General features: G+C 53.7%; 21 protein-coding genes and 4 pseudogenes. 11 read left to right on the plus strand and 14 right to left on the minus strand.

All coding sequences use genetic code 11. The features are described 5' to 3' along the window. The first annotated feature begins 28 nt into the window (after positions 1-28). Positions 29-785, plus strand: a protein-coding gene (locus Q0816_RS17265; RefSeq protein WP_298852870.1) for an IS5 family transposase whose coding sequence is annotated in 2 segments (ribosomal slippage) — positions 29-360 and positions 359-785 — 759 coding nt in all. Because the reading frame shifts where the segments join, the coding sequence is not laid out codon by codon here. 137 nt (positions 786-922) lie between these two features. Here Q0816_RS17265 and Q0816_RS17270 read toward each other — a convergent pair. Genes Q0816_RS17270 through Q0816_RS17305 form a run of 8 tightly spaced genes read right to left on the minus strand, consistent with a single transcriptional unit; the run spans position 923 to position 8,003 of the window. Further along, positions 923-1,366 carry an SRPBCC family protein gene (locus tag Q0816_RS17270; protein ID WP_298852873.1) on the minus strand — a complete coding sequence of 148 codons (444 nt, stop codon included), beginning with the start codon at positions 1,364-1,366 and terminating at the stop codon, positions 923-925. Further along, the gene (locus Q0816_RS17275) at positions 1,359-2,222 is read right to left on the minus strand and encodes a phosphoenolpyruvate hydrolase family protein (protein ID WP_298852876.1); all 864 of its coding nucleotides are present in this window, start codon (positions 2,220-2,222) and stop codon (positions 1,359-1,361) included. The genes Q0816_RS17270 and Q0816_RS17275 overlap by 8 nt, the downstream gene beginning before the upstream one ends. Positions 2,223-2,231: 9 nt before the next feature. Then, on the minus strand, positions 2,232-3,428 hold the full coding sequence (locus Q0816_RS17280) for a Tm-1-like ATP-binding domain-containing protein (protein WP_298852878.1): 1,197 nt from the start codon (positions 3,426-3,428) through the stop codon (positions 2,232-2,234). Then, positions 3,425-4,162 carry an ABC transporter ATP-binding protein gene (locus tag Q0816_RS17285; protein WP_298852880.1) on the minus strand — a complete coding sequence of 246 codons (738 nt, stop codon included), beginning with the start codon at positions 4,160-4,162 and terminating at the stop codon, positions 3,425-3,427. Before Q0816_RS17285 ends, Q0816_RS17280 begins: the two co-directional genes overlap by 4 nt. Beyond that, on the minus strand, positions 4,152-4,925 hold the full coding sequence (locus Q0816_RS17290; RefSeq protein WP_298852883.1) for an ABC transporter ATP-binding protein: 774 nt from the start codon (positions 4,923-4,925) through the stop codon (positions 4,152-4,154). The genes Q0816_RS17285 and Q0816_RS17290 overlap by 11 nt, the downstream gene beginning before the upstream one ends. Then, a complete protein-coding gene (locus Q0816_RS17295; RefSeq protein ID WP_298852885.1) occupies positions 4,916-6,163 on the minus strand; it encodes an ABC transporter substrate-binding protein in 1,248 nt (415 codons plus the stop codon). The genes Q0816_RS17290 and Q0816_RS17295 overlap by 10 nt, the downstream gene beginning before the upstream one ends. 14 nt (positions 6,164-6,177) lie before the next feature. After that, positions 6,178-7,140 (minus strand): branched-chain amino acid ABC transporter permease, encoded by a 963-nt coding sequence (locus Q0816_RS17300; protein WP_298852887.1) that lies wholly within the window; start codon positions 7,138-7,140, stop codon positions 6,178-6,180. Beyond that, complete coding sequence (locus tag Q0816_RS17305) at positions 7,137-8,003, minus strand: branched-chain amino acid ABC transporter permease (RefSeq protein ID WP_298852889.1); 867 nt, start codon at positions 8,001-8,003, stop codon at positions 7,137-7,139. Before Q0816_RS17305 ends, Q0816_RS17300 begins: the two co-directional genes overlap by 4 nt. A gap of 296 nt (positions 8,004-8,299) precedes the next feature. Between Q0816_RS17305 and Q0816_RS17310 the strand changes: the two genes are divergently transcribed. Beyond that, positions 8,300-8,833, plus strand: coding sequence for a phosphoenolpyruvate hydrolase family protein (locus Q0816_RS17310; RefSeq protein ID WP_298852937.1), 534 nt, complete (start codon positions 8,300-8,302; stop codon positions 8,831-8,833). Continuing rightward, positions 8,830-10,557, plus strand: coding sequence for a phosphoenolpyruvate hydrolase family protein (locus tag Q0816_RS17315; protein WP_298852891.1), 1,728 nt, complete (start codon positions 8,830-8,832; stop codon positions 10,555-10,557). Before Q0816_RS17310 ends, Q0816_RS17315 begins: the two co-directional genes overlap by 4 nt. 15 nt (positions 10,558-10,572) lie before the next feature. On the opposite strand, the pseudogene Q0816_RS17320 reads toward Q0816_RS17315, so the two are convergent. Next, a pseudogene (locus tag Q0816_RS17320) lies at positions 10,573-11,344 on the minus strand (IS5 family transposase); the annotation flags it as partial. Positions 11,345-11,713: 369 nt separating this feature from the next. Here Q0816_RS17320 and Q0816_RS26110 point away from each other — a divergent pair. Continuing rightward, entirely contained in the window at positions 11,714-12,031 is a 318-nt protein-coding gene (locus tag Q0816_RS26110; RefSeq protein ID WP_367180526.1) for a transposase, read from the plus strand. On the opposite strand, the gene Q0816_RS17325 is transcribed toward Q0816_RS26110, so the two are convergent. Next, a complete protein-coding gene (locus tag Q0816_RS17325; protein WP_298852894.1) occupies positions 11,976-12,881 on the minus strand; it encodes a LysR substrate-binding domain-containing protein in 906 nt (301 codons plus the stop codon). The two genes, Q0816_RS26110 and Q0816_RS17325, sit on opposite strands and share 56 nt — an antisense overlap. A 188-nt stretch (positions 12,882-13,069) precedes the next feature. Between Q0816_RS17325 and Q0816_RS17330 the strand changes: the two genes are divergently transcribed. Next, positions 13,070-14,188, plus strand: a complete 1,119-nt coding sequence (locus Q0816_RS17330; RefSeq protein WP_367180527.1) for an S-(hydroxymethyl)glutathione dehydrogenase/class III alcohol dehydrogenase — start codon at positions 13,070-13,072, stop codon at positions 14,186-14,188. A gap of 120 nt (positions 14,189-14,308) precedes the next feature. Here Q0816_RS17330 and Q0816_RS17335 read toward each other — a convergent pair. Together Q0816_RS17335 and Q0816_RS17340 are read right to left on the minus strand one after the other, a co-directional pair. Then, positions 14,309-15,008, minus strand: a pseudogene (locus Q0816_RS17335) (transposase). A 523-nt stretch (positions 15,009-15,531) separates the two neighbouring features. Further along, positions 15,532-16,194 carry a DUF1194 domain-containing protein gene (locus Q0816_RS17340; RefSeq protein ID WP_298852941.1) on the minus strand — a complete coding sequence of 221 codons (663 nt, stop codon included), beginning with the start codon at positions 16,192-16,194 and terminating at the stop codon, positions 15,532-15,534. Positions 16,195-16,363: 169 nt separating this feature from the next. Between Q0816_RS17340 and Q0816_RS26115 the strand changes: the two genes are divergently transcribed. From Q0816_RS26115 to Q0816_RS17355, 4 genes and pseudogenes are all read left to right on the plus strand, one after another. Further along, positions 16,364-16,654 (plus strand): class II D-tagatose-bisphosphate aldolase, non-catalytic subunit, encoded by a 291-nt coding sequence (locus Q0816_RS26115; RefSeq protein ID WP_367180528.1) that lies wholly within the window; start codon positions 16,364-16,366, stop codon positions 16,652-16,654. A gap of 103 nt (positions 16,655-16,757) precedes the next feature. Beyond that, positions 16,758-17,738: a LysR substrate-binding domain-containing protein gene (locus tag Q0816_RS17345; protein WP_298852896.1), complete on the plus strand. Its 981-nt coding sequence runs from the start codon at positions 16,758-16,760 to the stop codon at positions 17,736-17,738. 49 nt (positions 17,739-17,787) lie between these two features. Continuing rightward, positions 17,788-18,450, plus strand: a pseudogene (locus Q0816_RS17350) (transposase). 153 nt (positions 18,451-18,603) lie between these two features. Continuing rightward, positions 18,604-21,027: an arylsulfatase gene (locus tag Q0816_RS17355; RefSeq protein ID WP_298852898.1), complete on the plus strand. Its 2,424-nt coding sequence runs from the start codon at positions 18,604-18,606 to the stop codon at positions 21,025-21,027. A 586-nt stretch (positions 21,028-21,613) separates the two neighbouring features. On the opposite strand, the pseudogene Q0816_RS17360 reads toward Q0816_RS17355, so the two are convergent. Further along, positions 21,614-22,643, minus strand: a pseudogene (locus Q0816_RS17360) (IS110 family transposase). Positions 22,644-22,863: 220 nt separating this feature from the next. Then, positions 22,864-23,703 carry an IS110 family transposase gene (locus Q0816_RS17365; RefSeq protein ID WP_298852900.1) on the minus strand — a complete coding sequence of 280 codons (840 nt, stop codon included), beginning with the start codon at positions 23,701-23,703 and terminating at the stop codon, positions 22,864-22,866. Between the two features lie 2 nt (positions 23,704-23,705). Between Q0816_RS17365 and Q0816_RS17370 the strand changes: the two genes are divergently transcribed. Together Q0816_RS17370 and Q0816_RS17375 are read left to right on the plus strand one after the other, a co-directional pair. Beyond that, a protein-coding gene (locus Q0816_RS17370) for an IS3 family transposase (RefSeq protein WP_298852902.1) occupies positions 23,706-24,832 on the plus strand; the annotation gives its coding sequence in 2 pieces (ribosomal slippage) (positions 23,706-23,970 and positions 23,970-24,832; 1,128 coding nt in all). A 35-nt stretch (positions 24,833-24,867) separates the two neighbouring features. Further along, entirely contained in the window at positions 24,868-25,545 is a 678-nt protein-coding gene (locus tag Q0816_RS17375; RefSeq protein WP_298852943.1) for an IS6 family transposase, read from the plus strand. Positions 25,546-25,670: the final 125 nt, after the last annotated feature.

Genomic DNA, 25,670 nt, shown 5'->3' on the forward strand with positions numbered 1-25,670 from the left:
TTCACGGCTCCGAAAATGGAGCGGTGACATGAGCGATCTTTTCTGGTTGACTGACGCGCAGATTGCGCGTCTCAAACCCTTTTTCCCGAATTCGCATGGCAAGCCTCGGGTTGATGACAAGAGAGTACTGAGCGGGATTATCTTCATCAATCGCAATGGGTTGCGCTGGCGCGACGCTCCCAAGGAATACGGACCGCATAAGACGCTATACAGCCGATGGAAACGATGGAGCGAGAAAGGCATCTTCGCGCGGATGATGGTAGGCTTGGCCGCCGAACATGGCGAGGAAAAGACCGTGATGATCGACGCGACGTATCTAAAGGCCCACCGCACCGCGACCAGCATGGCCGCGAAAAAGGGGACGTGGACGTCTGATTGGTCGAACCAAGGGTGGCATGAACACGAAGCTGCACGCCATCTGCGACAGCCAGGGGCGACCGCTTAATCTAATCGTCACTGCCGGGCAGGTCAGCGATTACACCGGCGCACGGGCGTTGCTCAGCAGCCTCCCAAAAGTCGACTGGCTGCTCGGAGACCGCGGCTATGACGCCGACTGGTTCAGGGATGCGTTAAAAGACAAAGGGATACGCGTCTGCATCCCTGGCCGGAAGAAGCGCAAGGCTCCAGTCAAATACGATAAGTGCAGGTACAAATGCCGCAACCGGATCGAGATCATGTTCGGCAGGCTCAAAGACTGGAGACGCGTCGCAACCCGCTATGACCGCTGTCCCAAGGTGTTCCTATCTGCCATCGCGCTCACGGCTATCGTCATCTATTGGTTATGAATTCTGACCCTAGAAAACAGCCCCGCCTCGGTAGGGATTACAATCCCATTATTAACCTCATGTAAGGTTTCAAGATTATCAAAACCGAGGTGGGTACAGTTCAACCAGTCTAAATTATCGTAATCTCGGTACCTCATTCAAGTTTGGAAGCTTTGTTCGAGCGCCCTGAACCCACCAATGAACACATCATCAGCGACGAAGTTTCGCCAATGATCTGTCTGGCCGTCGCCTGCGATGAACTCAGCAGACCATGTTGCGAATGTTTGGTTGCGATCCGTAATCGGTGCGAATTGCATAACGGCGACATAGTCGACAAATGGCAACGGCCCGCCAGGTAGCATGTTATAGGTCAGAGTCCGCTCGATTTCAGAGATCGCCAACAGGGTTTCGCGAATACGACCAGAACCATCGGTCAGGGCAAAATTGCGGATACAGCCAACAGCCCCCGGCGCATGGGTGTCTTCGATTCGACTGTCGGTTGCGGCAGGGTGCCAATTGGGCAAGCCATTGAAGTCCTTGACGCGCTCCCAGACTTGATCAACGGGGACATCAACTATGGTGGACGAAAAAACCTTAATCATTCTGCAGCTCCTTTTGCGGATGAATGGCGCGTTTTAGATTACCAAAGGCTGCCGTTTGTTCGCGAATTGCGCGTTCGGTGGGCAAGCGTTCCATTGAAGACGCGCCATAGAATCCGTGGCAATCAGGGCAAAGGGACAAGAACGCCTGAGCATCTGCCGGCTCGGCAAGCGGCCCGCCGTGGCAGATGAAAATCAGATCATCGCGCACCGCTTTGGCAGCTTTGACCCAGTCGTTGAATTGCGCTGCACAGGCGTCGATCGCTGGCGTATCCGTCGCGCCAATCGCTCCACCCGAAGTCAACCCAAAATGCGCCACGATAATGTCTGCACCTGCCTTGGCCATCGCAACAGTCTCGTCTTTGTTGAACACATATGGCGATGTGAGCATGTCTTTGGCATGAGCACGCGCAATCATATCGACTTCCATTGTGTAAGACATGCCAGTTTCTTCTAGTTCACGGCGGAACTTTCCGTCAATAAGGCCGACCGTGGGAAAGTTTTGCACGCCGGTAAAACCAGATGTCTTCAAATCATCCAGAAACTTATCCATCAGACAAAACGGATCGGTCGCATTCACACCCGCAAGGACTGGCGTGTCCTGCACAACAGGCAAGACCTCGGATGCCATTTCCATCACAATTTCATTTGCATTGCCATAAGACATGTAGCCCGCCAACGACCCACGGCCCGCCATCCGGTAACGGCCAGAATTGTAGATAACAATCAGATCGGCGCCACCTGCTTCTTCACACTTTGCGGACAAGCCAGTTCCGGCCCCACCGCCAACAAGCGTTTCACCGCGGGCTATCTTGGCACGCAATCGTTTGAGGATTTCGGTTCGGGTAAGATGTGGCATGATATCCTCTTAAGCTGCAGTAATTTCTTGAAAATGAGCCACCGCTGCTGCCGCAAATTCCGGGTCATTTATGTGATGATCTAGCTTGATCAGTTGGCGATTTTCCGTCTGCTGAACTGTGTCTTCGAGTGCTCTGAATAGTGCGGCGTTAGCTTTCGGATCCCAGAATGGCGCACCCTCGGTATCCAGTGTTGACACACCTTTTAGTGGTACAAGAAATCGAACGGCCCCGTCGCACGCATTCAGTTTTCGCCCAATCCATTCTCCAATTTGGGCGCACTCTGCTTCTGTTGTGCGCATCAAAGTAACTTGGGCATTGTGGTAGTAAAACAGCCGATCCGAAAACCTGTCCGGCACAGAGTCCGGACCCCAGAAATTCACCATGTCCAAAGCACCACAAGAGCCGACATACGGCACACCGGTTTGGGCAATACTGTCCAAACGCTCTTCACCGGCACTTAACACGCCGCCAACAAGCAGATCGCAGATTTCCGTTGTGGTGATGTCCAGAACGCCTGAGATGTCGCTCTGGCTGATAAGCTGCTCCATGGAACGTCCACCGCTTCCGGTGGCGTGGAAGACGAGGCAGTCGTAGTCCTTTTGCAACGTGTCGGTGATGGCTTGAACGGCAGGCGTGGTCACACCAAACATGGACAGAGCAATGGGTGGACGCGTATCAATCACAACAGGCGGCTGCCAGGTCATCATACCAGCTATGGAATGGGCCGCATTGCCCAGAACTTTGCGCGACACACGATTGAGACCCGACACATCTGTGACCGGATGGAACATGTTTACATCGGACGGACCAACATAAGCCGACACATCGCCCGATGCGAGCGTTGAGACCAGCACCTTGGGCACGCCAATCGGCAAGGCCTGCAACGCAGGCGCAATGATGCCTGATCCACCAGATCCGCCAAGGCCAATCACGCCCCCAACATCTGCCTGCTCCAGAATAAAGGTCCGCAACGCGCGGGACATCTCGACAACAGCTTGCCCACGATCATCTACAAAGACGGACGCAGGCCCATCCGGGTGGCACATCGCCACTTCAGATGCGGGTACATCTGCCACCTCTTCGCCGCCCTTGGTGCCAACATTGACAAGAACTGTCTCAACACCGGTGGCACGAATAAGATCTCGCACGAAACACAATTCGGGCGCTTTGGTGTCACAGGTTCCAATGACATATACTTTGCTCATACGAGGTCTTCCTCTGCTGTGATCTGGCCCGGTTCAATACCCAAGTGACGTTTCTGAAGTTCAATATCGCCTTCAAGCACGGCGGTTGGCAGCTTTTCAACGATCAAACCATTGACCATAATTGCAACGTTTTGCGCGGCGGCAAAGGCGGCATGAATGTTCTGCTCCACTAGCATGATCCCCATACCTTCGGTGGATAGGCGGACGACAAGATCGATGACGTCCGATACGATTGCAGGGGCTAGACCTTCGGTCGGTTCATCCAGAACCAGCAACTTGGGATCAAGCATCAGTGCGCGCGAAATCGCCAGCATTTGCTGCTCACCTCCGGACAACTGATCACCCAGATTACGGCGCCTTTCTTTGAGGCGCACAAAGGTGTCAAACACACGTTCAATGGTCCACTCACTGCCTTTGCGCTGCATCATGCGCAAATGTTCTTCGACCGTGAGGGACCGGAAAACCCGTCGCCCTTGCGGGACATAACCAATCCCCAATCGCGCCCGTTTCTCGGGGGTTGAGCTGGTAATGTCATGGCCGTCAAAATGGATTGATCCACCTGATATGGGGACCAATCCCATGATTGCAGCGCACAACGTCGTCTTGCCCATTCCGTTGCGGCCCAGCATCCCCAGTGAAGTTTGGTCAACATCAAGATTTACGCCATGCAAAACATGGCTTGTGCCGTAGTGAACTTGCAAGTCACGGATGCTCAGCAAAGGTTCAATGCCCATGTGCGCCTCCCATATAGACATCGTGCACGGCTTCGTTGGACATGATGTTCTCGGGCGAGCCTTCCGCCAATAGGCGACCATTGTGCAAGACGGATACGCTGTCTGAAGTTCGAAGAGCGATGTCCATATCATGTTCGATCAGAACAATTGTGATGTCTTTGGGAAGCGACAACAAAAGCTCAGCCAAACGCGGCCGTTCGCTGGGGGATAGCCCCGCAGCCGGTTCATCCAACAATAACATTTTTGGATTTTCGGCAAGCGCCATGCCAATTTCCAGTTGGCGTCGCTGGCCATGAGACAGATTGGCTACTTCCCGACCCAGATCAGAACATAGACCTGACATCTGGGCAAGGCTTTCAGCTTTACCAATCGCGCCATCGGATGGTTTCAGTGGCATAAACCGCTGCCATCCACCTGCGACACTGCTTACGGCCAGAAACAGTGTTTCTCGAACTGTCAGCCCATCAAATAGATGGGCGTGTTGATAGGTGCGACGCAGCCCGCCTTTGATGCGTTTATGCATGGGTGTTTGGGTTACATCGGCTCCATCCATGCGGATAGTGCCCGCAGAGGCCGCCAAATCGCCCGTCAAAACATTAAAAAGGGTGGTTTTTCCGGCGCCATTTGGCCCCAAAACCGCACGGCGTTCGCCGGGCCGGACAGACAAGGATACATCCTTGACGGCCCAAAACCCGCCGAAACGGCGTCCAACGCCCTGGATTTCCAGGGCATTGGCTGTTTTATGATCGTGGTTTATGGGCACGAAGGATTGTCCCGACTGACGGGGCCCTGTGCCAAGAAGGCCGCTGGATCCTGACCAAGGGATTGATCAACGTCACGCACAACTTTGACAACGCGGTTGCCAAGTGTACCATCTTCACGTTCGAACACTTCAGTGACAAAGTTATCAACGATACCGTTACGGTTTTCGTCAAGCCGCATGGTGCCACCAGTTGGCGTTACAAACTCCAGATCAGTCAGAGCAGCGCGGAACGCCGCCTGATCACCTGACAAGTCTCCATTAACCTCTTCCAAAGCCAAAATGGCCGCGTGCGCGCTCATGTAGTAGTGATGCGCGAAGATGGAGGGAGCAGAAAATCCGTCGGGAAACTGCCCTGTGTAGCTGGCGGTGAACTCTTTCCATTCAGCTCCATCGTAGTCGCTGACGGTTGGTGTGCCCGCTGGTGCACCGATCAGTTGTTGTTTGAACGGGCCTTCGCTATCAAGAATGGATTGATCAATGGTGATCGAACCGCCGATGATTGGTTTGTCGCCACCTGCCTGATTGTATTGGGTCAGGAAGTTAACGGCATCTGCACCACCAAGGGCTACAAAAACAGCATCGACATCCGACGGGATTGAATAAACGATCGATGAATAGTCTTTAGCGCCGATCGGGGTCCAGAATTTTTCTGGTACCGTACCGCCTGCTGCACAGAACTCAGTCATGAAGCCAAGAACTTGTGTATATGGGAAAGAGTAGTCTTCGGCCACAACGGCGACTTTTTCGTATCCCAAATCATCATGTGCAAAACTGCCGACACCTACCATCCATTGCGCACCGTCGCCGCCAAATCGGAAGAAGTTGTCGGATGCGTCACGCAATGTGGTGTCCTGTGCTGCGGATGAACCATTCAGGAACGTCACGGCAGGGAATGATTTGGAAAGGTCGCGCAATGCAAGACCTTCAGAGCCGGACAATGGACCAACAATGATGTCGACGCCGTCTTGCTCGATCAGCTTTCGTGCAGCGTTCACAGCGCTGTCGGGGCTTGCGTCAGAGGACATCACGATGACTTCGATTTCATTGCCCGCTACTTCGCCACCTGCTTCAGCAACCGCAAGCTCAACCCCTCGAATGCCGTCCTGCCCAAGGGCAGCGAATGCCCCTTCCAAGATCGAAATAACGCCGATTTTGATATCTTCAGCTGACGCTGGTGCTGCGAATGCACCAAGCGCCAGAGCCGAAGTCATCGTAATAGTCTTTAGATTGGTAAACATAGTTTCCTCCCTGTTTACACCTGGTTTTCGGATGGTCGTTTTTTGAAACGAGACAGCCAAGATTTCGCCAATCCATGCAGGCCGTCGGGGGCCCCCATTATGATGGCGAGAAGTACGAGACCGATGAGCGTGTTGAACCGCTCACGATCAATGAAATCGACGGCGAACGTATCGAGCAGAACGAATGCTAGCGCGCCGATAAACGCCCCGATCGGGTTCTTTAGCCCGCCGATCACGGCGATGACGAGAATGTCGACAATTGGGCCAAGACCAACCGAGAAGGATGAAATCCGCTCCTGGTACCAGACATTCAGAATACCGCCGGAACCCGCGATGAACCCAGCAAAAGCATAAGCTGAAACAATGACAGGGGTTGTCGGGATGCCAATCGCCAGCACACGCTTGGGCGCGTCGCGAACTGCTTGAATGGTCAGCCCAAGTGGTGATTTGATGAACCCATTAACAAATAACAAACACAATGCGGAGACCAGGATAATCAACAGATAGAACGGCAAGGGTTCACGCAAGCTCGTACCTGCAATCTCGGGCGCACGTATCCCTGAAAAACCAGTCCAGCCATTGAAGTAGTTGTAGTTCTGGCGGGTGAAGTAAAAGAACGCGACGCCAATGGCCAGTGTGATCATGATGGCATAGATGCCCTGACTGCGCCGTGCGATCAGCCCGATGATCGCCCCTGAGAGGGTGGCCATAATCATAGCCAGTGGAAGAACGACGAAGAACGGCATTTCTCGTCCAACATCGACCGTGTTGGGTCCGAAATAGGCGACAGTATATCCGGCAACACCTGCCATAGTGGCCTGAGCAAAGGACACAACGCCAAGGTAGGCGGCAAGAAATGTCAGGCTCAGCGCAATGATACCAAGGATCAATGCACGTCCGAATATCTGCACCAGCCAAAAATCGTTTGCGAAAAATGGAACCAGAGCGAATGGAAGAAGGAAGAGCGCAGATTTCATGTTTCTGACCTTCCAAGCAAGCCTTGTGGACGGACCGCCAGCACGAACACCATGATTGCGAAGGTAAAGACCACACCATATGTGGGCGCATATGCCAGCCCGTATTGTTCGGCCAGACCTATTAGAAGGGCACCAAGTGCCGCTCCGCCAACACTTCCCATGCCACCGACAATGACCACCACAAGGGATGACAGAAGGAATTGAAGGTCGGTCCCAGGTGCAATCGAAAGAGCACTTGCGGCGACAACGCCGGCCATCCCGGCCAGCAATCCGCCAAGCGCAAAGACGATGATGAAGATCTTCGCCACATCAAAGCCAAGTGCGCGCAGCATTTCGCGGTCGTCAACACCTGCGCGAATGATTGCGCCCAGTCGGGTCTTGGCGATGACAAGCCACAGCGTAATTCCGACGACAACAGCAAAAATAATAAGCACCAGGCGTATCGAGGCATAGCCGACGCCCAATAACGGCAGCTTGAAACCACCAGCCAACGCATCTGGTAAAGCCACCTGATAAGTGATGCCACCCCAATACCAGAGCATCAGGTCAGCCATGATGATTGAAAGGGCAATGGAGGCCAGAGTCTGGCGCAGTTCGTCCCCCTGAAATCTACCAAGGATTCCGAACTGAATAAGCGCGCCCGCAAAGGCCGCGGCCAGTCCGCCACCGAGAATGCCCAGCGGCCAGAAACCCGTGGTTTTTGCCACCTCAAAGCCGACATATCCACCCAGCAATAGCAGGGCTCCATGAGCCATATTTACGGTGCGCATCAGGCCAAAAATCAGAGTGAACCCACTGGCGGCCAAGAAATACAGTGCCGCGAGTGTCAGACCATTTAGCGTGACGATCAGAAAGAACGTCATGAAACCTCCCCAGTGTTTCGAGCATTTTCAGCAATGGGTAACGGCATCACAAGTGATTGGTCGACCAAGCGAAAATTAAATTTTTAATAAAAACAATATGTTAAATTTCGCGCGCCGCCTAAAAAACAGAAAATCGGCAATTATTGCCTGTTATTGCCGATTTTTGCTGATACACTTTGCCGATGAAGCATTTCGAACTATCCGGCTTTCCGAATCTGATTTCTGAACATGCAACGCATATCTATTGCCCGACTTTGCACGGGCTAAATGGTCGTCAGGCGGATCTGGCTATGGTGATGCCACGACTGGACAACAATAGGGCTCTTTTTGATACCCGTCCTACTGAGGGGTCCAGCTATGCAGGCGTTCTGACCTGTGACCCCTTTGGGACTGCTGACAGTTTCCTCCGCCGCCTTGCTGATCATGGATATGTCGGGGTAAGTAATTGGCCTTCAGCGATATTATTTCAGGGCCATACAAAAAGGATGATGGCCTCAATGCCTGCAACACCAGAGCTTGAATACGCCTGGCTTGCCGGAGCACAACGTCATGGCTTTCAATCTCTTGCCTTTTTCCGTTCCTTGGAACAGGGACGTGCGGCGTTGAGCGCGGGATTACGGCAATTGGTGTTGCACCCTGGACTGATCCCGCAAACCACGGGTGGGCCCCCAGATTTGTTGATTGCCTCGCTGCGCGACCTGATCGAGAAACTGCGGCATCAAGTCGGCGACGTCGATATTCTTCTTTATGAACACGTCGGGTTAAACGAAGCTGTTCAGGCAACCGATGTGGGTGCTGACGGCGCCGTGACCTTCATGGCCACCCCATGACTGATCAGAATAATCCTTTCATCTTTGGTGCCGCTGTTGGATCGGGCCTGACCGCGCTTGCTGTAGATCGCGCAGGGGCGGATTTCTTGCTGGTCCTAAATGCGGGCAGACTTCGGATGCGGGGGGCCTCATCCTTAGCGTCATACCTACCGCTACGTCCAGCAAATGAATGGGTCTTTGAAATAGCAGAAGAGGAAATTCTGCATCGTTGCGTTTCACCAGTTTTGGCGGGGCTGAACGTACGTGACCCCGCCATTGACCCAATAGAAATTGTCGAAAAAGCAAAAGAGCTCGGTTTCGCGGGCGTGTGTAATTTTCCTTCTGCGGCGATGCTTGAAGGACAACTGCGCCACTTGATGGAGGCAGAAGGGATTGGGTTTGGCAAAGAATGTGAACTGATACGTGCCGCATCTGAGCGCGGCATGAAGACCTTGGCGTATGTTTGCACAAACCGTGAAGCGCGCATGATGCTAGAGGCTGGTGCCGAACGTATCTGCGTTGTTGTAGGCTTTACAGGTGGCGGCACCGGTGTTTCGACCAGCCTAACTCTGGAGGCGGCGGCAGATTTGGCCAATCAGGTGCTTGAAGGCATCCCTGCCAGTGTCGAAACTTTGATCGAAGGTGGCCCCATAACGTCACCCGAAGATGCGCTGACCGTCACACGGCTGAGCAGAGTAAATGGTTACATCGCGGGATCAACGATTGATCGTTTGCCTTTGGAGCAGGCAATCGAAGAAGTGGCACGATCGTACAAAGTTATTTCCAAAATGGGTCGCGGGAACAAAGGCGACATTGCCCAACCTTCGGCGTTCAGCGGCAGTTCACATGCGATGCAGACTTTACGAAAACTGGTGGAAGACATAGCGCCAAGCGACTTGCCAGTGTTGATCACGGGCGAAACCGGCACAGGCAAGAGCCTGCTGGCAGCAGATATTCACAGCCAACATAACACATCAAAGCGCGGCCCGGTTGTTGTGGATTGCACGAGCCTTTCACACGAAATCGGGTCAGTTCAGTTAATGGGGCAAGTGGCCGGGCTTAATCGCCGCGATGTCCCTTTGACACGCGGTGCGTTGGAAACAGCGCACGGCAATAGCATCATCCTTGAAGAGGTTTCAGCGCTAAATCCGGAACTACAGGGCTTAATCCTAAGGTTCGCCGAAACGGGCTTCGTTCAGCGCATTGGTGCGCTTGAAGGTCGGGCGGTGAATGCCCGTTTGATCAGCACCAGTAATCGGGACATAGATGATCTCGTAGAGACTAATGTGTTTCGACGCGATCTATACCACCGCATAAACGCGTTTCAAATTGCGGTGCCACCCCTGCGCGAAAGACGAGATGACATTGCAGAGCTTGCTGCCTTTTTTGCACGAAGCCTCACACGCCGCGACGACGTACAATTTACCAACGCCGCGCTCAGGGTTCTTCTTGAGCATGATTGGCCAGGAAATGTCCGAGAATTAAAGAATGTGATCCAACGGGTTTTGACGCTGAATTCTTCCGGGCGTGTTACCGCACGAGACGTTAGCTTTCTAAGCTCAAGAAAGGTTGCAGAACAAGAAAAGTCAGCCTATTCCGAAGACCCCGCCGAACCAGCCAACGAGAAAGAGTGGATCGCGGCGGCATTGAAACAACACAATTTTCGCAAGGGCACAACGGCCCGATATCTGGGCATATCTCCTCGCACGCTGTATAATAAAATGAAAAAATTTCAATTGGATTAGGTCATGTTGACAAATGCGGATCCAGCGGCGGATCGAAGTGATATCTACGAAGCCGAGGAAGCTTTCGGCTGTTTTGTCATAGCGGGTTGCCACCCGCCGCGCGTTCTTCAATTTGTTGAAGCATCTCTCGACCAGGTTTCTCAGCCGGTAGAGAGGCCAATCCAACCCAACGCGCCTCTTTCGGGACTTTCGCATTGGGATCACCGGTCGAATGCCCCGGCTGTGCAGTTTGGCGCGAATACGGTCTGCATCGTAACCTTTGTCGGCTAGCAGCACGATCGGCTCTGGCACGTTGTCGTCCATGACCCGATCAAAGCCGAGATAGTCCGATGTCTGGCCGGGTGTAATATCAGTTCTCATCGGCAGTCCTGCGGCATTTACCCGAAGGTGGATCTTGGTCGTGAAGCCACCTTTTGAGTAGCCAAAACCCTGTCGCGGAGTCCCCTTTTGCGCCCGCTGCCTGATGATGGGCGCTAACCACGGTGCTGTCGACCATTTGAAGGGTGTCGGGAACGATCCTGCTTTCGGTCAGCGCCTCCAGGATCTGTTCCCATAGCCCTGAAAGGGTCCAGCGCCGGAACTGTCGATAGACACTCGACCATTTCCCGAACTCTTCAGGTAGGTCTCGCCACGGCGCGCCTGTGCGTGTAATTCAGAAAACGCCACCAAGAACAAGGCGGTGGTTCGCAGGTTTGCGCCCGTTCGGGGCGCGGACCAAAAGGATGACCAGTTCAAAAAACAACCACTCCTCGTCCAACATTAGGTTTCGTGCCAAGCCGGTCTCCATCGCAGATACCGGCTTGAATCACGATCAGAGGTCGCTGTGAATCCCTTTTGTCAACACGACTTAGCCGAGATGGCAGGAAGGACGGGTTCACTGGCTTCCTTGCCCGCGCGGGTTCTACCTGCTGCAACCGGAACGGCACTCTTGATTGTTGGCACATTGGACTCGGTGCATGCCCAACCGGAAAGCGCATTGCCGTCCCTTTTGCCTTCAGCCTTGGAGGACAGTGGGCGTGTTACATGGATCGGATGGTCGCGGTAAATTGACCATTTTGGTTTCAGATGATGTGGCACGGAAATAGGCATCACCGCGCCGTACGACCCGCGGCAGCCAGCGGTCTACTCTGATTTGGCGATCGAGATTTGCGTCACGATGCGGGTCGTGTTCCGGCTTGCGTTGAGACAAACTCAGGGCTTCATACGGTCGATTGCGAAGCTTTTGGGTTTGGATCTTGTGGTGCCGGATTTCTCGACGCTGTCGCGGCGGAGCAAGAGGTTGAAGATCACCCAACACCGGTGCGCTTTAGATAAGCCGATTACCCTCATTGTGGACAGCACAGGTTTGAAAATGCATGACGGCAACGGCTGGTGTGAAGAAATGCCGACAACTAGGCCAAGCCACTGCGGTAGATGCTCTAGGCACGTTTCGGGGCGCTTGCTGTTGAAACTGACGAACTCAGGCCTGTATTGAGATGATCCAGCAACAGGCGCACCTTGGGAGACAGATGGCGGTTGTGTGGGTAGATTGCCCAGATGCCGTCGTCGGGCGCACGGTAACGGTCCAGTACCGGAACCAATTCTGCCACTTCAAGCCGATCCTGAACGTAGTAGTCCGGCAATTGGATGATACCGATGCCCTTTAGCGCTGCATCCACCAGTGACCATCCGCTGTTGCACCGGATACTGCCCGAGACGCGAATATGTCGGGGCTTTCCCCGCTCCTGAAACCGCCAGAAATCTAGCGTTCCTTGCAGACAATTGTGCTGGTCCAACTCAGACAGCGTATGCGGTATGCCGTGCGCCGCGAGATAGCAGGGCGCGGCACAGACATGGTGCGTTCTCGACGCCAGCCGCTTTGCTATCATGGTGCTGTCTTCAAGCTGCCCGAGCCGGATTGCCAGATCAAAGCTTTCGGCCACGAGGTCTAGCATCTGGTTTGTCAGGGTCAGGTTGACCTCCAAATCGGGATAACGGGCAACAAAATCATTGATCAGTGGCGCGATCCGATTTTCGCCATAAGTCACTGGCGCGGTTAGGTTCAATCGGCCCTTGGGCGTCTGATGCAGGTCGGTGATAGCGCGTTCAGCCTCGGCCAATCCGTCGAGTACTTGTCGGCAATGATTGTAATATATCTGTCCGGTTTCGGTGATCGTGACCTTGCGTGTGGTGCGGTAAAACAGCTTGACCGTGAGCCTGGTTTCCAGTGCGCTAATCTGGCGACTGACCTGTGCTATGGAAATCCCCAGACGGTTGGCGGCGGCGGTAAAGCTCTCAGCCTCGGCAACCGCCACGAATTCATTGACACCTTCCCAACTGAACACCTGGTATCCTTTCACAAGTCAGTTCTGCGCACTCGCTCGCGTTATTGCAGATCTGTAATAGTGATTTGCAGAATGCGCCAATTAACCCCTAGGTGGAATAGTATAAATCCCCTTCATCGCAGTCGAGCCCGGCGGCAGGTCGGGGAAACCAACCGTTCCAACAGCAAAGCGAGTCTTTAATGACCGACATCATCAAATCCAAGGCGGCCATTGCCTGGGGGCCGAAACAATCGCTCTCCATTGAAGAAATCGACGTGATGCCACCGCAAGCCGGTGAAGTCCGCGTTCGCATCATTGCCACCGGCGTCTGCCACACTGACGCCTTCACCCTGTCCGGCGATGACCCAGAGGGTCTCTTTCCCGTTGTGCTGGGCCACGAAGGCGGCGGCATTGTGGAATCCATCGGCGAAGGCGTGACTAGCGTCGCGGTGGGCGACCACGTCATCCCGCTTTACACGCCAGAATGTGGCGAGTGCAAATTCTGCAAATCCGGTAAGACCAACCTGTGTCAGAAGATCCGCGAAACACAAGGAAAGGGCTTGATGCCCGACGGCACCACTCGGTTTTTTAAGGACGGCAAACCGATCCTGCACTACATGGGCTGTTCGACCTTCTCGGAATACACCGTTCTGCCTGAAATCTCGCTGGCAAAGGTGAACCCTGAGGCACCGCTGGAAGAAGTCTGCCTGCTGGGGTGCGGTGTCACCACCGGCATGGGCGCGGTAATTAATACTGCCAAGGTCGAGGAAGGCGCAACAGTCGCCATTTTTGGTATGGGTGGCATAGGCCTTTCGGCCGTGATCGGCGCGACCATCGCTAAGGCCAGCCGGATCATCGTGATTGACATCAACGAAAGCAAATTCGACCTCGCCCGCAAGTTGGGTGCGACGGATTTCATCAACCCCAAGGACTATGAACAGCCGATTCAGGATGCGATTGTCGAACTGACCGATGGCGGCGTCGATTACTCATTCGAATGCATCGGCAATGTCAATGTTATGCGCTCAGCGCTGGAATGTTGCCACAAGGGCTGGGGTGAATCTGTGGTGATTGGTGTCGCCGGGGCAGGGCAGGAAATCTCCACCCGTCCGTTCCAGCTTGTGACGGGCCGTGTTTGGCGCGGGTCCGCCTTTGGCGGCGTCAAGGGCCGGTCGGAACTGCCGGATTACGTTGAACGCTACATGCAAGGCGAATTCAAGCTGAACGAATTCATCACCCACACCATGGGCCTTGATGACATCAACGAGGCATTCGACCTGATGCACGAAGGCAAAAGCATCCGCACCGTCATTCACTTCGACAAGTAACGCGATTGCGATCAAAAGGCTGCGCTGGCAACGGCGCAGCCAACTACCACGACTTGGAAGCCAGATATGGGTATTCCCAAGTCGTTGACGTGAGCTTGTGGGGCAATGGCAAAGGCAGGTTCAGGCCGCCAATTCGGCGGTGTAGTCTCCCCAAAAGTATAAACGCATCAGAGCGAGCGTGGCGGTATGAGGTTGCAGTGAGTTGGTATCGGCGGAGACGGAAGTTCAAGTTGATCTGGTCGTGCGCAGACAGAAACCTCTGAGACTGCCGATGAGACTTTAACCGGCCCATTACCAGCTCTCGAATTAGGGTCGGTCGGGCGACACTTCGATTGCGGCGCTGAGGCCCTAAGGGGCACTGTGGTCAGCGCCCGGTACCAGTGTTTTGATCGGCTTGATATAGCTCGCAATCTGTCGGTGATGACGAACCTGGGTTCGCTAGGTTGGGCAACCAGTCCTTTGAAGTAGCGCTTTGAGGCTTCGGCGCGCTTGCACGAGAAGGTCGAACACATCGCCATTTGCGGCGCGCGCGCCACACCCGGTGGTTCTTGCCTCGAATTATGATCACTGCCTCGCCCATGTGCCACTTGTCGCGTGGCAACGGACGATCACGGCGGATGCAACCTGCAGAGTGTTGACCGAAGCGATTGGCCCAAAGCCGGACTGTTTCCTGGCTGACGATCACGCCCCTAGCAACCAACAGATCGTCGACGTCAGCTGTGCTCAGCGCAAAGCGACGGTAAACCCAAACCGCGTAGGCAATGATCTCACGAGGAAAGCGAAAACCTTTGAGGCGCGACATAGTCGTTGGGATGTGCATAAGCGCGACTTCGCGAGATCTCCACGTCGGAACAACTTGGCAATACCCTCGAAGTTCATATCGAGGGGGCAATGAAAGCAGCACTGCATCCGTCGAGTGCTGTGAGGTGACCGCCGTCAGGATTTCTACAAGTAATCCGTTGAAATTGGACATTGCTTGAAGCGAAATGAATACCCGCTTCGTCCACATCTAACCAGTTAATGCGGGGTGCAGCGAAAGGTACAATATCCCTAAACCAGCCATTCGTGGATCACACAGCGAATGAGCAAATTGAGCTCAACCCACCGGTTTTCCGATCACATTTTGCAGTGGCGCAATATGGCTGATGGAGCAATTTTTAGTATCTTTGTAGCTTCGACGTTCAAAAGCACTCTGAAATTCTGCTATATCTTATTGCGTCATCCTGCCGGCGAGCCGCATCAGCGGTCGATCGCGTTTCCAAACTTTTAACTGACACCGGCCTTCGGCAGCAGCACGCAGGATAAGTAGTGTATTTCTGATACAAACGCGGTAAGTGGGGCGCTCAGTCAAGGAGGGAGAGGTTTGGTGCCAGTTCGCGCAGAAGCTTCCGCTTCATTGCATGTTCGTAATTTTCATAGCTGCGCGTTACTTCTAAAAAGGCAAGGGGCCCGCGGATCACTTCGGAAAGGTAATAGGCGACCGGATCGGGGCGAGCACCCGCTACCACCAAACCATTGATAGTGATCCCCCTCGCGGCAATAGTATCCGAGATCGGATAGACCTCAGGCCCCGCATTCGAAATCCCATCCCCCGACACATCAATCACCTGACGGCGACAGGGGTGATCAAGTTGATGGAACATTAGTTCGGCATGAAGCAATGCCTCTGAGACTGAGGTATCTGCATACCAAAATCCTCGATTGACCATGATCAGCTGTTCTACGAATTCAACAACGCTTTGCCGCTTCGACAGGCGACGCCAGAAAATCGGCTGTCGCTGCTGACCAGTGCCGCCCCATTGGGTTACGGTGACTTTCATACCACCAGGCATCCAGGCAATCAAATTTGTAATTTCATCATCAAGAAGTGCATGGCCAATACCGTTTCGCATCAGCGCATACTCGGATTTGTCGACCGAGCGCGACACGTCGAGGGCAATGACCAGCGCAATTTCGCAGGCGCGGGAACCTGGCGGAGGGAGCGCAAGGATTAGCAATAGAACCATAGCTTTCACAGTAGGGGAGACTAACTCCCCTCTCAGTGATCGGCAATTCAATTCATTGATACGTGAACGTGCGGCACCTGATCCAAATAAGCTGCGCTCTTCCTTGAGAACCTAAGTACAACCCCCGGAGGCGCGCAACGACGACGAGGGTAGGAAATTACGTCAGCCGATCAGACATACACACTCAACGCTGAAAGCACATTTTGACGCTTTCAAAGCGGCAGACATTACGCGGGAGTGGTCGCGTGTTAACGGACTGGATGCTCAACCTAGTCTGGAATTTACCCACACCCAAATCAACCACTTCGATCAAGCCGGCCCGGACCATTTGTCTGAGGCGCTGTTTGGAATTCAGCATTTCTACTTTGAGGCGCGCTCAACAGACTATCATCACCTTTCGGTCTACCCAGATCTTATCCGCCGACCTTTCAGCGTTCTGCCGAAAATTAAGCAAGTCTGAGAACAAAGATTTGAGAGGCTTTGGCCATAAAATCTTGAGGCTAATCCGGATTTTCGATATCTTAACAGGTAGCTGTTCGATCGGATATCAACTGATGCGGGCAATGAATTTGATAGCGAACACGTCCAGCGCGGGAATCCACCCTGAAATGCCAAAGAAAGCGCCAATCACCGGGAAAATTCTTCCGCCGCTCGACTATCTTTTGGCCTTTGAGGCCGCCGCAAAGGCGCAGAGTTTCACCCAGGCCAGTAAGGTGCTTAATATCTCGGAAACCGCAATCAGCCGCAAAGTCCGGTTGCTGGAACAACATTATGATGTGCCGCTGTTTGTAAGAGGTCACCGGTCTGTGTCCTTGACGCAGCAGGGTGCCATTTTGTTGGCAACCGTAGAAAAATCGCTGGATCTGATGCGGGATGTCAGCCGTGACATGTTGGCAAAACATCAATCCAACACGGTTTCGGTCTCTGCGACAAACTCTGTCGCGTCCCTATGGCTTATGCCACAGCTTCGCAAATTCAACAGGTCCAACGACCGTATTCGTATCTCACTTGTGTCTTCTGATAGTGATGCAGAATGTTTGTCGGATTACATGGACTTGGCAATATTGCGTGGCGATGGGGATTGGCCCGGATATGAGGCTCAACTTCTGTTCGGGGAAACCGTTTTTCCAGTGTGCAGCCCAGAATATCTCAAGAGCAACCCGCAAGCGGCAGAATTGACCGCACTGCCAGAACTGGACCTGATTGAAGTGACCAGCAGTCATGCGGAATGGATGACCTGGCGCACATGGCTCAGCGGCAATGGCGTTTCATCATCATTGATGGAACGTTCAGTTGCCTTCAACACCTATCCGTTGTCCGTGCAGGCAGCCGTCGATGGCTTGGGAATAGCATTGGGTTGGGCCCATCTAGTCGACCCATTGCTTGAAAGCGGCGCATTGGTCCGGCCGATTCAGAATGCGTCACTACGAACGCAATCAGGGTATTACTTGCTTAAAAGTCCGACACATAAGGCGTTTCCAGAACAACGTATCGTAGAAGACTGGTTGTTGGGGCTCAGCGCAGGACGCAAACGTTATGCGTGACTTGGTATTGCCAAGTTGTTTGCCCGAGTTGAGCAAACTTTTCGATGCCATGAATATCCCGAGCCACATGTCACGCCTGAAGGGCTTCCGCTATCCTCGTGAGACCATTGCGTACGATGTCTGGGCGCACCACTAGTTAGCACTGAGTACGGCTGATGTTGAAGACCTGTTGGCAGCGCAGTGCGTGATTGTCGGCCGGAATCCGCTCCGGCTGTGGACCAATCGCTATGGCAAACATTTTGCAGATTGCATCAGGCGGGATCGCCCACGGCCGTACGACAAATGGCACATGGGTGAAGTCGTTATCATGATCTGTGCATGAATCACTGGCTGTGGCATGCGATCAACGCCAATGGAGAAGTTCTCGATATTCTAGTGCAGCTTCACGGAAATACCAATGCGGCAGAACGCTTTTTCAGAAGGCTGGTTGTCAGGTTTGACGAGCCGAGGTTGGTCATAACCGACAATTTACGTAGCTATATAAAACCGGTCAAGGTCACAGACAACCCGTTGGTGGCCGCGCAGAAAGCGAGAGAAATTATTTGACCAGTATTAATCTCATAGGCACGCTCAGAGGTGACTATCCGCGCATGACCAGATCAACCTGATTTTCCGTCCTCGCCGCTATCAATTCACCGAGACTTCTTACCGCCACGTCCGCAACGACGCGTTCAGCCTCTGGGTCGAGTCCACCGCAGAAATGGCCGTATGATCCAACCATAGTCAATGAATCACATTCTAACGCCAACAACTTGGCAATACCTTTAAACCTAACTGTTGATAGAGAACTTTGCATCGATAAGATGAATGCAAAGAACGAAATGCATTTGCTATTCTGTTTCACATTTTTTTGGAGGTTTGATTGATGGTGAGACGCACAGCCACTTTGGGGATGATTATTGCCCTAAGCCCGATTGCAGTATTGGCACAGGATGCCCCTGTTATGAAAGAGCCTCTTGGCTATCCGGGTTTCAACGGGAAGATCGAGTTAGATGTCAGAGACTCCCAGTCAGACTGGACGCCGTTCACACCAAAGGCAGCACCAGAAGGTTCACCTAATATCCTGTTTGTCCTTTATGACGACACCGGATTGGGTGCGTGGTCACCTTACGGTGGAAAAATCAATATGCCAACAATGGATGACCTTGCTGAGCAGGGGCTGACGTTCACTCAATGGCATACTACGGCGCTGTGTTCACCGACGCGCTCAACTCTGCTGACAGGCCGCAATCATCATCTCAACGGGATGGCTGCGATCACGGAAACCGCCGACGGCTTTCCAGGGGCCAGCGGACGGTTACCTCCGCAAGTAACAACGATCGCAGATGTTTTGCAGGCCAACGGCTATAGTACATTCTGGATTGGAAAGAACCACAACGTCCCGGAGCAGGACGTCGCTTCGGGCGCAAGCCGCACCGACTGGCCTTTGAACCAGGGCTTCGACAGGTTCTATGGTTTCCTGGGTGGTGAAACCAATCAATGGTATCCTGACCTAGTCGAAGACAATCAATTCATAGAGCAACCCTATGGTCCGGAAGAAGGCTATCACCTGTCCAAGGATTTGGCAGACAAAGCCATCTCGATTCTGCGCGACCAGAAAGCAACCAACCCGTCAAAACCCTGGTACATGTGGTTCAATCCCGGGGCCAATCACGCCCCTCACCACGCATCGACGGAATGGTCGGACAAATACAAAGGCGTCTTTGATGAGGGTTATGACGTCTATCGTGAGGAAATCACCAAAGCCATGATCGAACGGGGAATTGTACCTGAGGGCACGGTCAATACGGAATTGAACTTTCTGCCTGAAGGGATCGCCAACCCCGATGATACCATTCGCCCTTGGGACAGTCTTAATGACGACGAAAAGAAACTGTTTGCTCGCATGGCCGAGGTTTATGCGGGTTTCTCGGAATATACTGACAGCCAGGTTGGACGAATTGTCGATTACCTGAAAGAAACTGGGCAGTATGAGAACACTCTGATCATCTATGCTGCTGACAACGGAGCCTCTGGCGAAGGGTCACCGAACGGGTCCGTGAACGAGAATAAGTTTTTCAACGGCTTCCCGGATGAGCTCGCGGAGAATATGAAATATCTCGACACGCTGGGTGGCCCTGAAACCTACAACCACTATCCAACAGGTTGGGCCGCTGCCTTCTCGGCTCCGTTCAAGATGTTCAAGCGCTATTCGAATTATGCAGGTGGAACCAATGATCCGCTTGTCATGTCATGGCCAAACGGCATCAGCGAGGGAGGTGAAATCCGGCACCAGTATCACCATTCGGTGGACATCGTTCCGACCATTCTGGAGATCACCGGACTGGAGATGCCCACGACAAACAATGGCGTCGAACAATACCCACTATCCGGAGTGTCGATGGCATACACCTTTGACGCGGAACCGGACGATCCCACCCAGAAAGAGGTCCAATACTACACGATGCTTGGTACGCGCGGCATCTGGAAAGATGGCTGGAAAGCCGTCGCCGTTCATGCGCCACTGACCGGGGCAAGCAATTTCGACAAGGATGCTTGGGAACTTTACCACGTCGATGTGGACCGTTCTGAAGCAAACAACCTCGCCGAACAGGAGTCTGAAAAGCTGCAAGAGCTGATCCAGGTTTGGTTTGATGAGGCCGCAAAGAACAATGTACTGCCCCTTGATGACCGAAGCGCAGTTGAAATCCTTGGAATCGAGCGTCCGACTGCCGAGCCTTCGCGTGATACCTATGTCTACTATCCGAACACGACCTGTGTGCCGGAAGGTGTAGCCGTCAATGTACGTGGACGGGATTATAAGATCCTTGCCAATGTTGAGATTCAGGATGAAGACACCAATGGCGTCATATTCGCCCATGGCTCGCGGTTCGGTGGCCATTCGCTATTGGTCAAGGACAAGAAGCTTTACTACGTCTACAACTTCCTGGGCATCCAACCGGAGCAGACATTTGAATCAAACGTTGAGCTGGAACCGGGCGTGTATACGTTGGGAATGGAATTCGATGCCACTGGCACAGGTGACAATGGCGAGGTTCTAGGCTCGATGAAGCTTTACATCGATGATCAGGAGGTGGCTTCAGGCGATATGCGCACGCAATCTGGCAAGTTCACGCTGTCTGGGGATGGTTTGTGTATCGGATATGACAGCGGTGACGCCGTCAGCCAGCTGTACAGCACCCCGGGGGAGTTTACCGGTGGCACGATCCAGAAAGTGGCCGTGTCTGTGTCCGGAGACAGCTATGAAAGCATGGAAGCTGCTGCGAAGCGGATGCTGAAGCGGCAGTAACGGAGACCACCAAATGCAAGGAGTGCGCTACTGGCGCACTCCTACTCACTGGATGCTGAAATCGAAATTCTTGACAAGAAAGTACCCAGCCAATTGAATTGTTACAACATTTCATATGATTACATTCGGCGGCCAGCGATCATTCCCTATGACTGAAGAAATGGCAGCCTATTCTCTTACTTGTGATTTCGGCTGGCTTTCGAATTCGCGTCCGCAGCGAACGGCAGGTTCGACGGGGCTGCAGCGCAACATTACCAATTGTACGCCAACGGCATGTGTGTCCGGCCTGTTTGCGTGGCAGTTGCCACTGGCCCTTCTGTGGTTGCCGCCGATTATGCAAGAAGTTTCTGGCGCGTGTGCTGGTGATCGAGCGCGGTCTTCTGTAAGGCCATTGCAGTGCGGTCTGTCAGAAGCCGCTGGCCGGTATGGTGATCCGCGGAACAGGTCCAAATCTGATGACCGAGCTTGTTCGCTCGAAGGCCAGCGCTGGTTTCCCTGTCCCAGATCCAAACGATCATTTTGCCCATGCAGTCGTCGACTTCTCACCTCCCTTTCACCGGCTTTTGTCGCGTGCGCAGCAGTCCATTTACGCTGCGACTGCGCAAGCCGGTTCCCGGTAGTCTTCGTTTCTTGTCAACATTGCCCAGATAGCGCGTGCCATTTTGTTGGCCAAAGCAATTGCGACCAGCATCTTGGGCTTTCTTTCCATCAGTTTCGCCAGCCAGACCCCATCGGGGATAGCTTTCCGCCCCAGCCAGTTCAGCCGTGACATTGCCCCCATGATTAAGAGTTTGCGGATATCAGCCTGCCCGGCCTTTGAGACACGTCCCAATCGTTCTTTTCCACCTGACGAATGCTGGCGCGGAACGAGCCCCAACCAGGCTGCGAAGTCTCTTCCGCGTTTGAAGCTCGTCATGCATGGTGCAAACGCCTCTACTGCCAGCGCCGTTATTGGGCCGACCCCGGGCATTGTTTGCAATCGCCGGGCGGTGTCGGTTTCGGCCGCCAGGTCCTGGATACGCCGCGTCTTGATGTCGATGCGTTCCGATATCTCAGATATTTGGATGAGAAGATCGCGACACTCATTGCAAACGAGCTCGGGCAATTTGCTGTTTGGATCATCGACAAGGGTTTCAATCCGTTTCAGATGCGCAATGCCCTGTGGGAATGCATGCCCGAACTCGTATAGATAAGACCTGAGTGCGTTCACCAGCTCTGTCCGCTGACAGACCAATCTCTCCCGGACTCTGTACAACATGGCCCGAGCTTGCTGATCTTCTGTTTTGGGGTCAACAAAACGCATTTCCGGACGCTGCGCTGCCTCGACAATCGCTTCGGCATCAGCGGCATCATACTTCTGCCGTTTGACGAACGGTTTAACGTATCGCGGCGAGATCAGTTTCACATCGTGACCAAGGTGAGTTAACTCGCGGGCCCAAAATTGGCACTGCCGCACGCTTCCATTGCAACGACAGAAGGGGCTTGTTTGGACATGAACTGCAGGAACTGAGGTCGGCTGAGCTTTTTCTGAACTTCACGGTACCGTCCATAGATGCTCCATGGAGCTGAAAAACACTCTTTGCCAAGTCCACTCCAATCATCATATCTTTTGTCATGGTTGCCGTCCTTTCGTCTCAGTGGCTGTAACACCACTAATTTGGCACATTGCGATGCCGTCGAGGGAGGGCGGCAACCACCCCATCTGATGAGTTCCGCAAGTAAGGTTCCTATCGGGAATACGACCTCTGAAAGCCGCGACATTGGTCGGAGTGTCCTTACTCTTGGGTGACTTCGGTTCGCATCATCACATCAAACGTCTTGCATCTCTGGGAAGGATCAACAGATCGGCTGCCGGTATTCCTCTTGTTTCGTCAATAACGCCCAAATGATCCAGGCGGATTTATTCGCCATCGCGACTGTCGCCAGTCGGAAAGGCTTTTCGTCTAGAAGCTTCGCAGTCCAGGTGTCGGCTTTCTCTGGGCTGTTCCTGGCCATGAGCGCGCGCGACGTCATTCCGATGATCAGAAGTTTTCGGATGTACCGGTCACCCTTCTTTGTGATCCGCCCGAGGCGCTCTCGACCGCCGCTGGATTTGTTCAGCGGTGTCAGCCCCAGCCAAGCCGCCAAATCGCGTCCGGTCTCGAACTGTTTTGCATCGCCAATGGTGGCGACAACGGCCGAAGCGGTGATCGGTCCCACGCCCGGCATTCTCATCAGACGTAGCGCATCGGCATCCAGCCATGCGTGTTGTTCGATCAGTTTGGTAAGCCCATCAACCCGCGCATTGAGCCCATTCAGTTGATGGCACATCACGCCGAGGATGCCGTCCGCGATCTCGGGCATTTCCAACTGATCTTCGGTGCCGTGTTCCCGAGCGAACTTAGAAACAGCGTCGATACCCGTCGGCAGGATGTGTCCAAATTCCCAGAGGATGCTGCGGATCATATTGACGACCTGGGTTCGCTGCCTAACGACCAGATCCCGCGCTCGATGGATGGCCAGTACTGCCTGTTGGTCTTCGGTCTTGATTTCGACAAAGCGCATGGTTGGTCGCCGAACTGCTTCGCAGATCGCTTCCGCGTCGGCTGCGTCCGTCTTTCCGCGCTTCACGTAGGGTTTAACTGATCCTCCCCCACTGAAGTGGTCCGCCCCTATAGTTAGGAAACGGAGGATCAAACATGGGAATCAAACGACACAAGCCAGAAGAGATTGTCACGAAGTTACGGCAGGTTGAGGTGCTATGCGGCCAAGGGATGCCGCGTGTGGATGCAATCAGACAGGTTCAGATCACGGAACAGACCTTCTACCGCTGGCGCAAACAATATGGCGGCATGGGGACCGACCAACTGAAGGAGCTCAAACGGCTTCAGAAGGAGAACGATCGGCTGCGTCGAGCCGTGTCAGACCTGACGTTGGACAAGTTGATCCTGTCTGAGGCCGCACGGGGAAACTACTAAGCCCGTCACGTCGCCGGGCTTGCATTGTTCACATTCGCAACGAGATGCGGGTGTCTGAGCGGCGGGTCTGCCGTGTTCTGGGTCAGCATCGATCCACGCAGAGGCGGTTGCCAGTTGGACGTGCTGACGAAGACCGCCTGGTTGCCGACATGATCGAGCTGACGCGCCGATATGGTCGATACGGGTATCGCCGGATTGCAGCAATGCTGAGGGATGCAGGTTGGTTGGTGAACGACAAGCGTGTCGAGCGCCTGTGGCGACGTGAGGGGCTCAAAGTGCCCATGAAACAGCCGAAGAAAGGACGGCTCTGGCTCAACGATGGCTCGTGTGTACGACTGCGGCCGGAGTATCGTGATCACGTCTGGTCATATGACTTCGTTCATCACAGAACTGATGATGGAAGGGCATTCCGAACCTTGAACATCTTGGATGAACACAGCCGGGAGTGTCTTGCGATCCGGGTGAAACGCAAGCTGAACTCGACCGAGGTCATCGATGCCTTGACGGATCTGTTCATCTTGCGCGGCGTTCCAGCCTACATCAGGTCGGACAACGGCCCGGAGTTCATAGCTCAGGCCGTTCGGGATTGGATTGCGGCGGTCGGAGCCAGGACGGCTTACATCGAGCCCGGCTCGCCTTGGGAAAACGGATACTGCGAAAGCTTCAACGCAATGCTTCGGGATGAACTGCTGAATGGCGAGGTCTTCTACTCGCTAAGAGAGGCACAAATCTTGATCGAAAAGTGGAGGAAACACTACAACACCAAACGACCACACAGTGCTTTGGGCTACCGTCCGCCGGCCCCTGAAACCATCATCCCGATGGAACCCAGGACGATCATGCACTAACATTCAAACTGGACCACTTAGGTGGGGCTGATCAGATTTCCTTTAAAGGCGCGCAATATCCGAAGGATGTAATCCTGTTCGCAGTGTTCATTTACGTCCGCTACGGTGTCTCATATCGTGATCTTGAAGAAATCATGCTCGAGCGTGGCGTTTCAGTGGACCACACCACGCTGAACCGGTGGGTCACACGATATTGCGGCGCTATTGTTGATGCAGCGCGCAGACGCAAAGGACCATGCGACCGCTCCTGGCGAATGGATGAGACTTACATAAAAGTGAAAGGCCATTGGGTCTATCTCTACCGAGCGGTCGACAAACACGGCAAGACACTTGATATTATGCTCTCGCAGCGCCGAAACAAACCCGCTGCGACAGAGTTCTTCGCCCTGACGCTGGAGACCAATGGCCTTCCGAGAAAGATTGTGATCGACAAAAGCGGCGCCAACTCAGCTGGTATCAAGGCCATCAACAAGATGCTCAAGGGCTTTGGTTGTACGATTCCAATAGAGATGGTCAGGCGGAAATACTTGAACAACATCGTGGAACAGGATCATCGGTTCATCAAGAGACGCACTCGGCCAATGCTGGAGTTCAAGGCCTTCGCTTCAGCGGCGGCAACGCTCGACGGGATCGAAGTGTCGCACATGATCCGCAAGGGTCAACTCACGCCCGGACTCTGTCCTTTCAAACAATTCGCCGAGTTGGCCACCTAACTTCGAAGCGATCACTGAGATAGCTCGTCGCCCTCTAAACTCTGCAACAGAACCGTCCACGACTAGCGGTTGCCGCCGAAGACGCGCGGCAGGAGTGATCTCTACGGTCGGCCAAAAACTTCGCA

Origin of the sequence: uncultured Ruegeria sp. (assembly GCF_947497005.1) — a bacterium.
Lineage (GTDB): Bacteria > Pseudomonadota > Alphaproteobacteria > Rhodobacterales > Rhodobacteraceae > Ruegeria.

Excerpts from the sequence above, each read along its gene's own strand:
- Q0816_RS17295 (WP_298852885.1), bottom strand. The coding sequence starts at position 6,163 with ATGTTTACCAATCTAAAGACTATTACGATGACTTCGGCTCTGGCGCTT.
- Q0816_RS17270 (WP_298852873.1), bottom strand. The coding sequence starts at position 1,366 with ATGATTAAGGTTTTTTCGTCCACCATAGTTGATGTCCCCGTTGATCAA.
- Q0816_RS17305 (WP_298852889.1), bottom strand. The coding sequence starts at position 8,003 with ATGACGTTCTTTCTGATCGTCACGCTAAATGGTCTGACACTCGCGGCA.
- Q0816_RS17275 (WP_298852876.1), bottom strand. The coding sequence starts at position 2,222 with ATGCCACATCTTACCCGAACCGAAATCCTCAAACGATTGCGTGCCAAG.
- Q0816_RS17345 (WP_298852896.1), top strand. The coding sequence starts at position 16,758 with ATGAATTTGATAGCGAACACGTCCAGCGCGGGAATCCACCCTGAAATG.
- Q0816_RS17310 (WP_298852937.1), top strand. The coding sequence starts at position 8,300 with ATGCCACGACTGGACAACAATAGGGCTCTTTTTGATACCCGTCCTACT.
- Q0816_RS17285 (WP_298852880.1), bottom strand. The coding sequence starts at position 4,162 with ATGGGCATTGAACCTTTGCTGAGCATCCGTGACTTGCAAGTTCACTAC.
- Q0816_RS17340 (WP_298852941.1), bottom strand. The coding sequence starts at position 16,194 with ATGGTTCTATTGCTAATCCTTGCGCTCCCTCCGCCAGGTTCCCGCGCC.
- Q0816_RS17315 (WP_298852891.1), top strand. The coding sequence starts at position 8,830 with ATGACTGATCAGAATAATCCTTTCATCTTTGGTGCCGCTGTTGGATCG.
- Q0816_RS17280 (WP_298852878.1), bottom strand. The coding sequence starts at position 3,428 with ATGAGCAAAGTATATGTCATTGGAACCTGTGACACCAAAGCGCCCGAA.
- Q0816_RS17355 (WP_298852898.1), top strand. The coding sequence starts at position 18,604 with ATGGTGAGACGCACAGCCACTTTGGGGATGATTATTGCCCTAAGCCCG.
- Q0816_RS17300 (WP_298852887.1), bottom strand. The coding sequence starts at position 7,140 with ATGAAATCTGCGCTCTTCCTTCTTCCATTCGCTCTGGTTCCATTTTTC.
- Q0816_RS26110 (WP_367180526.1), top strand. The coding sequence starts at position 11,714 with ATGCGGGTCGTGTTCCGGCTTGCGTTGAGACAAACTCAGGGCTTCATA.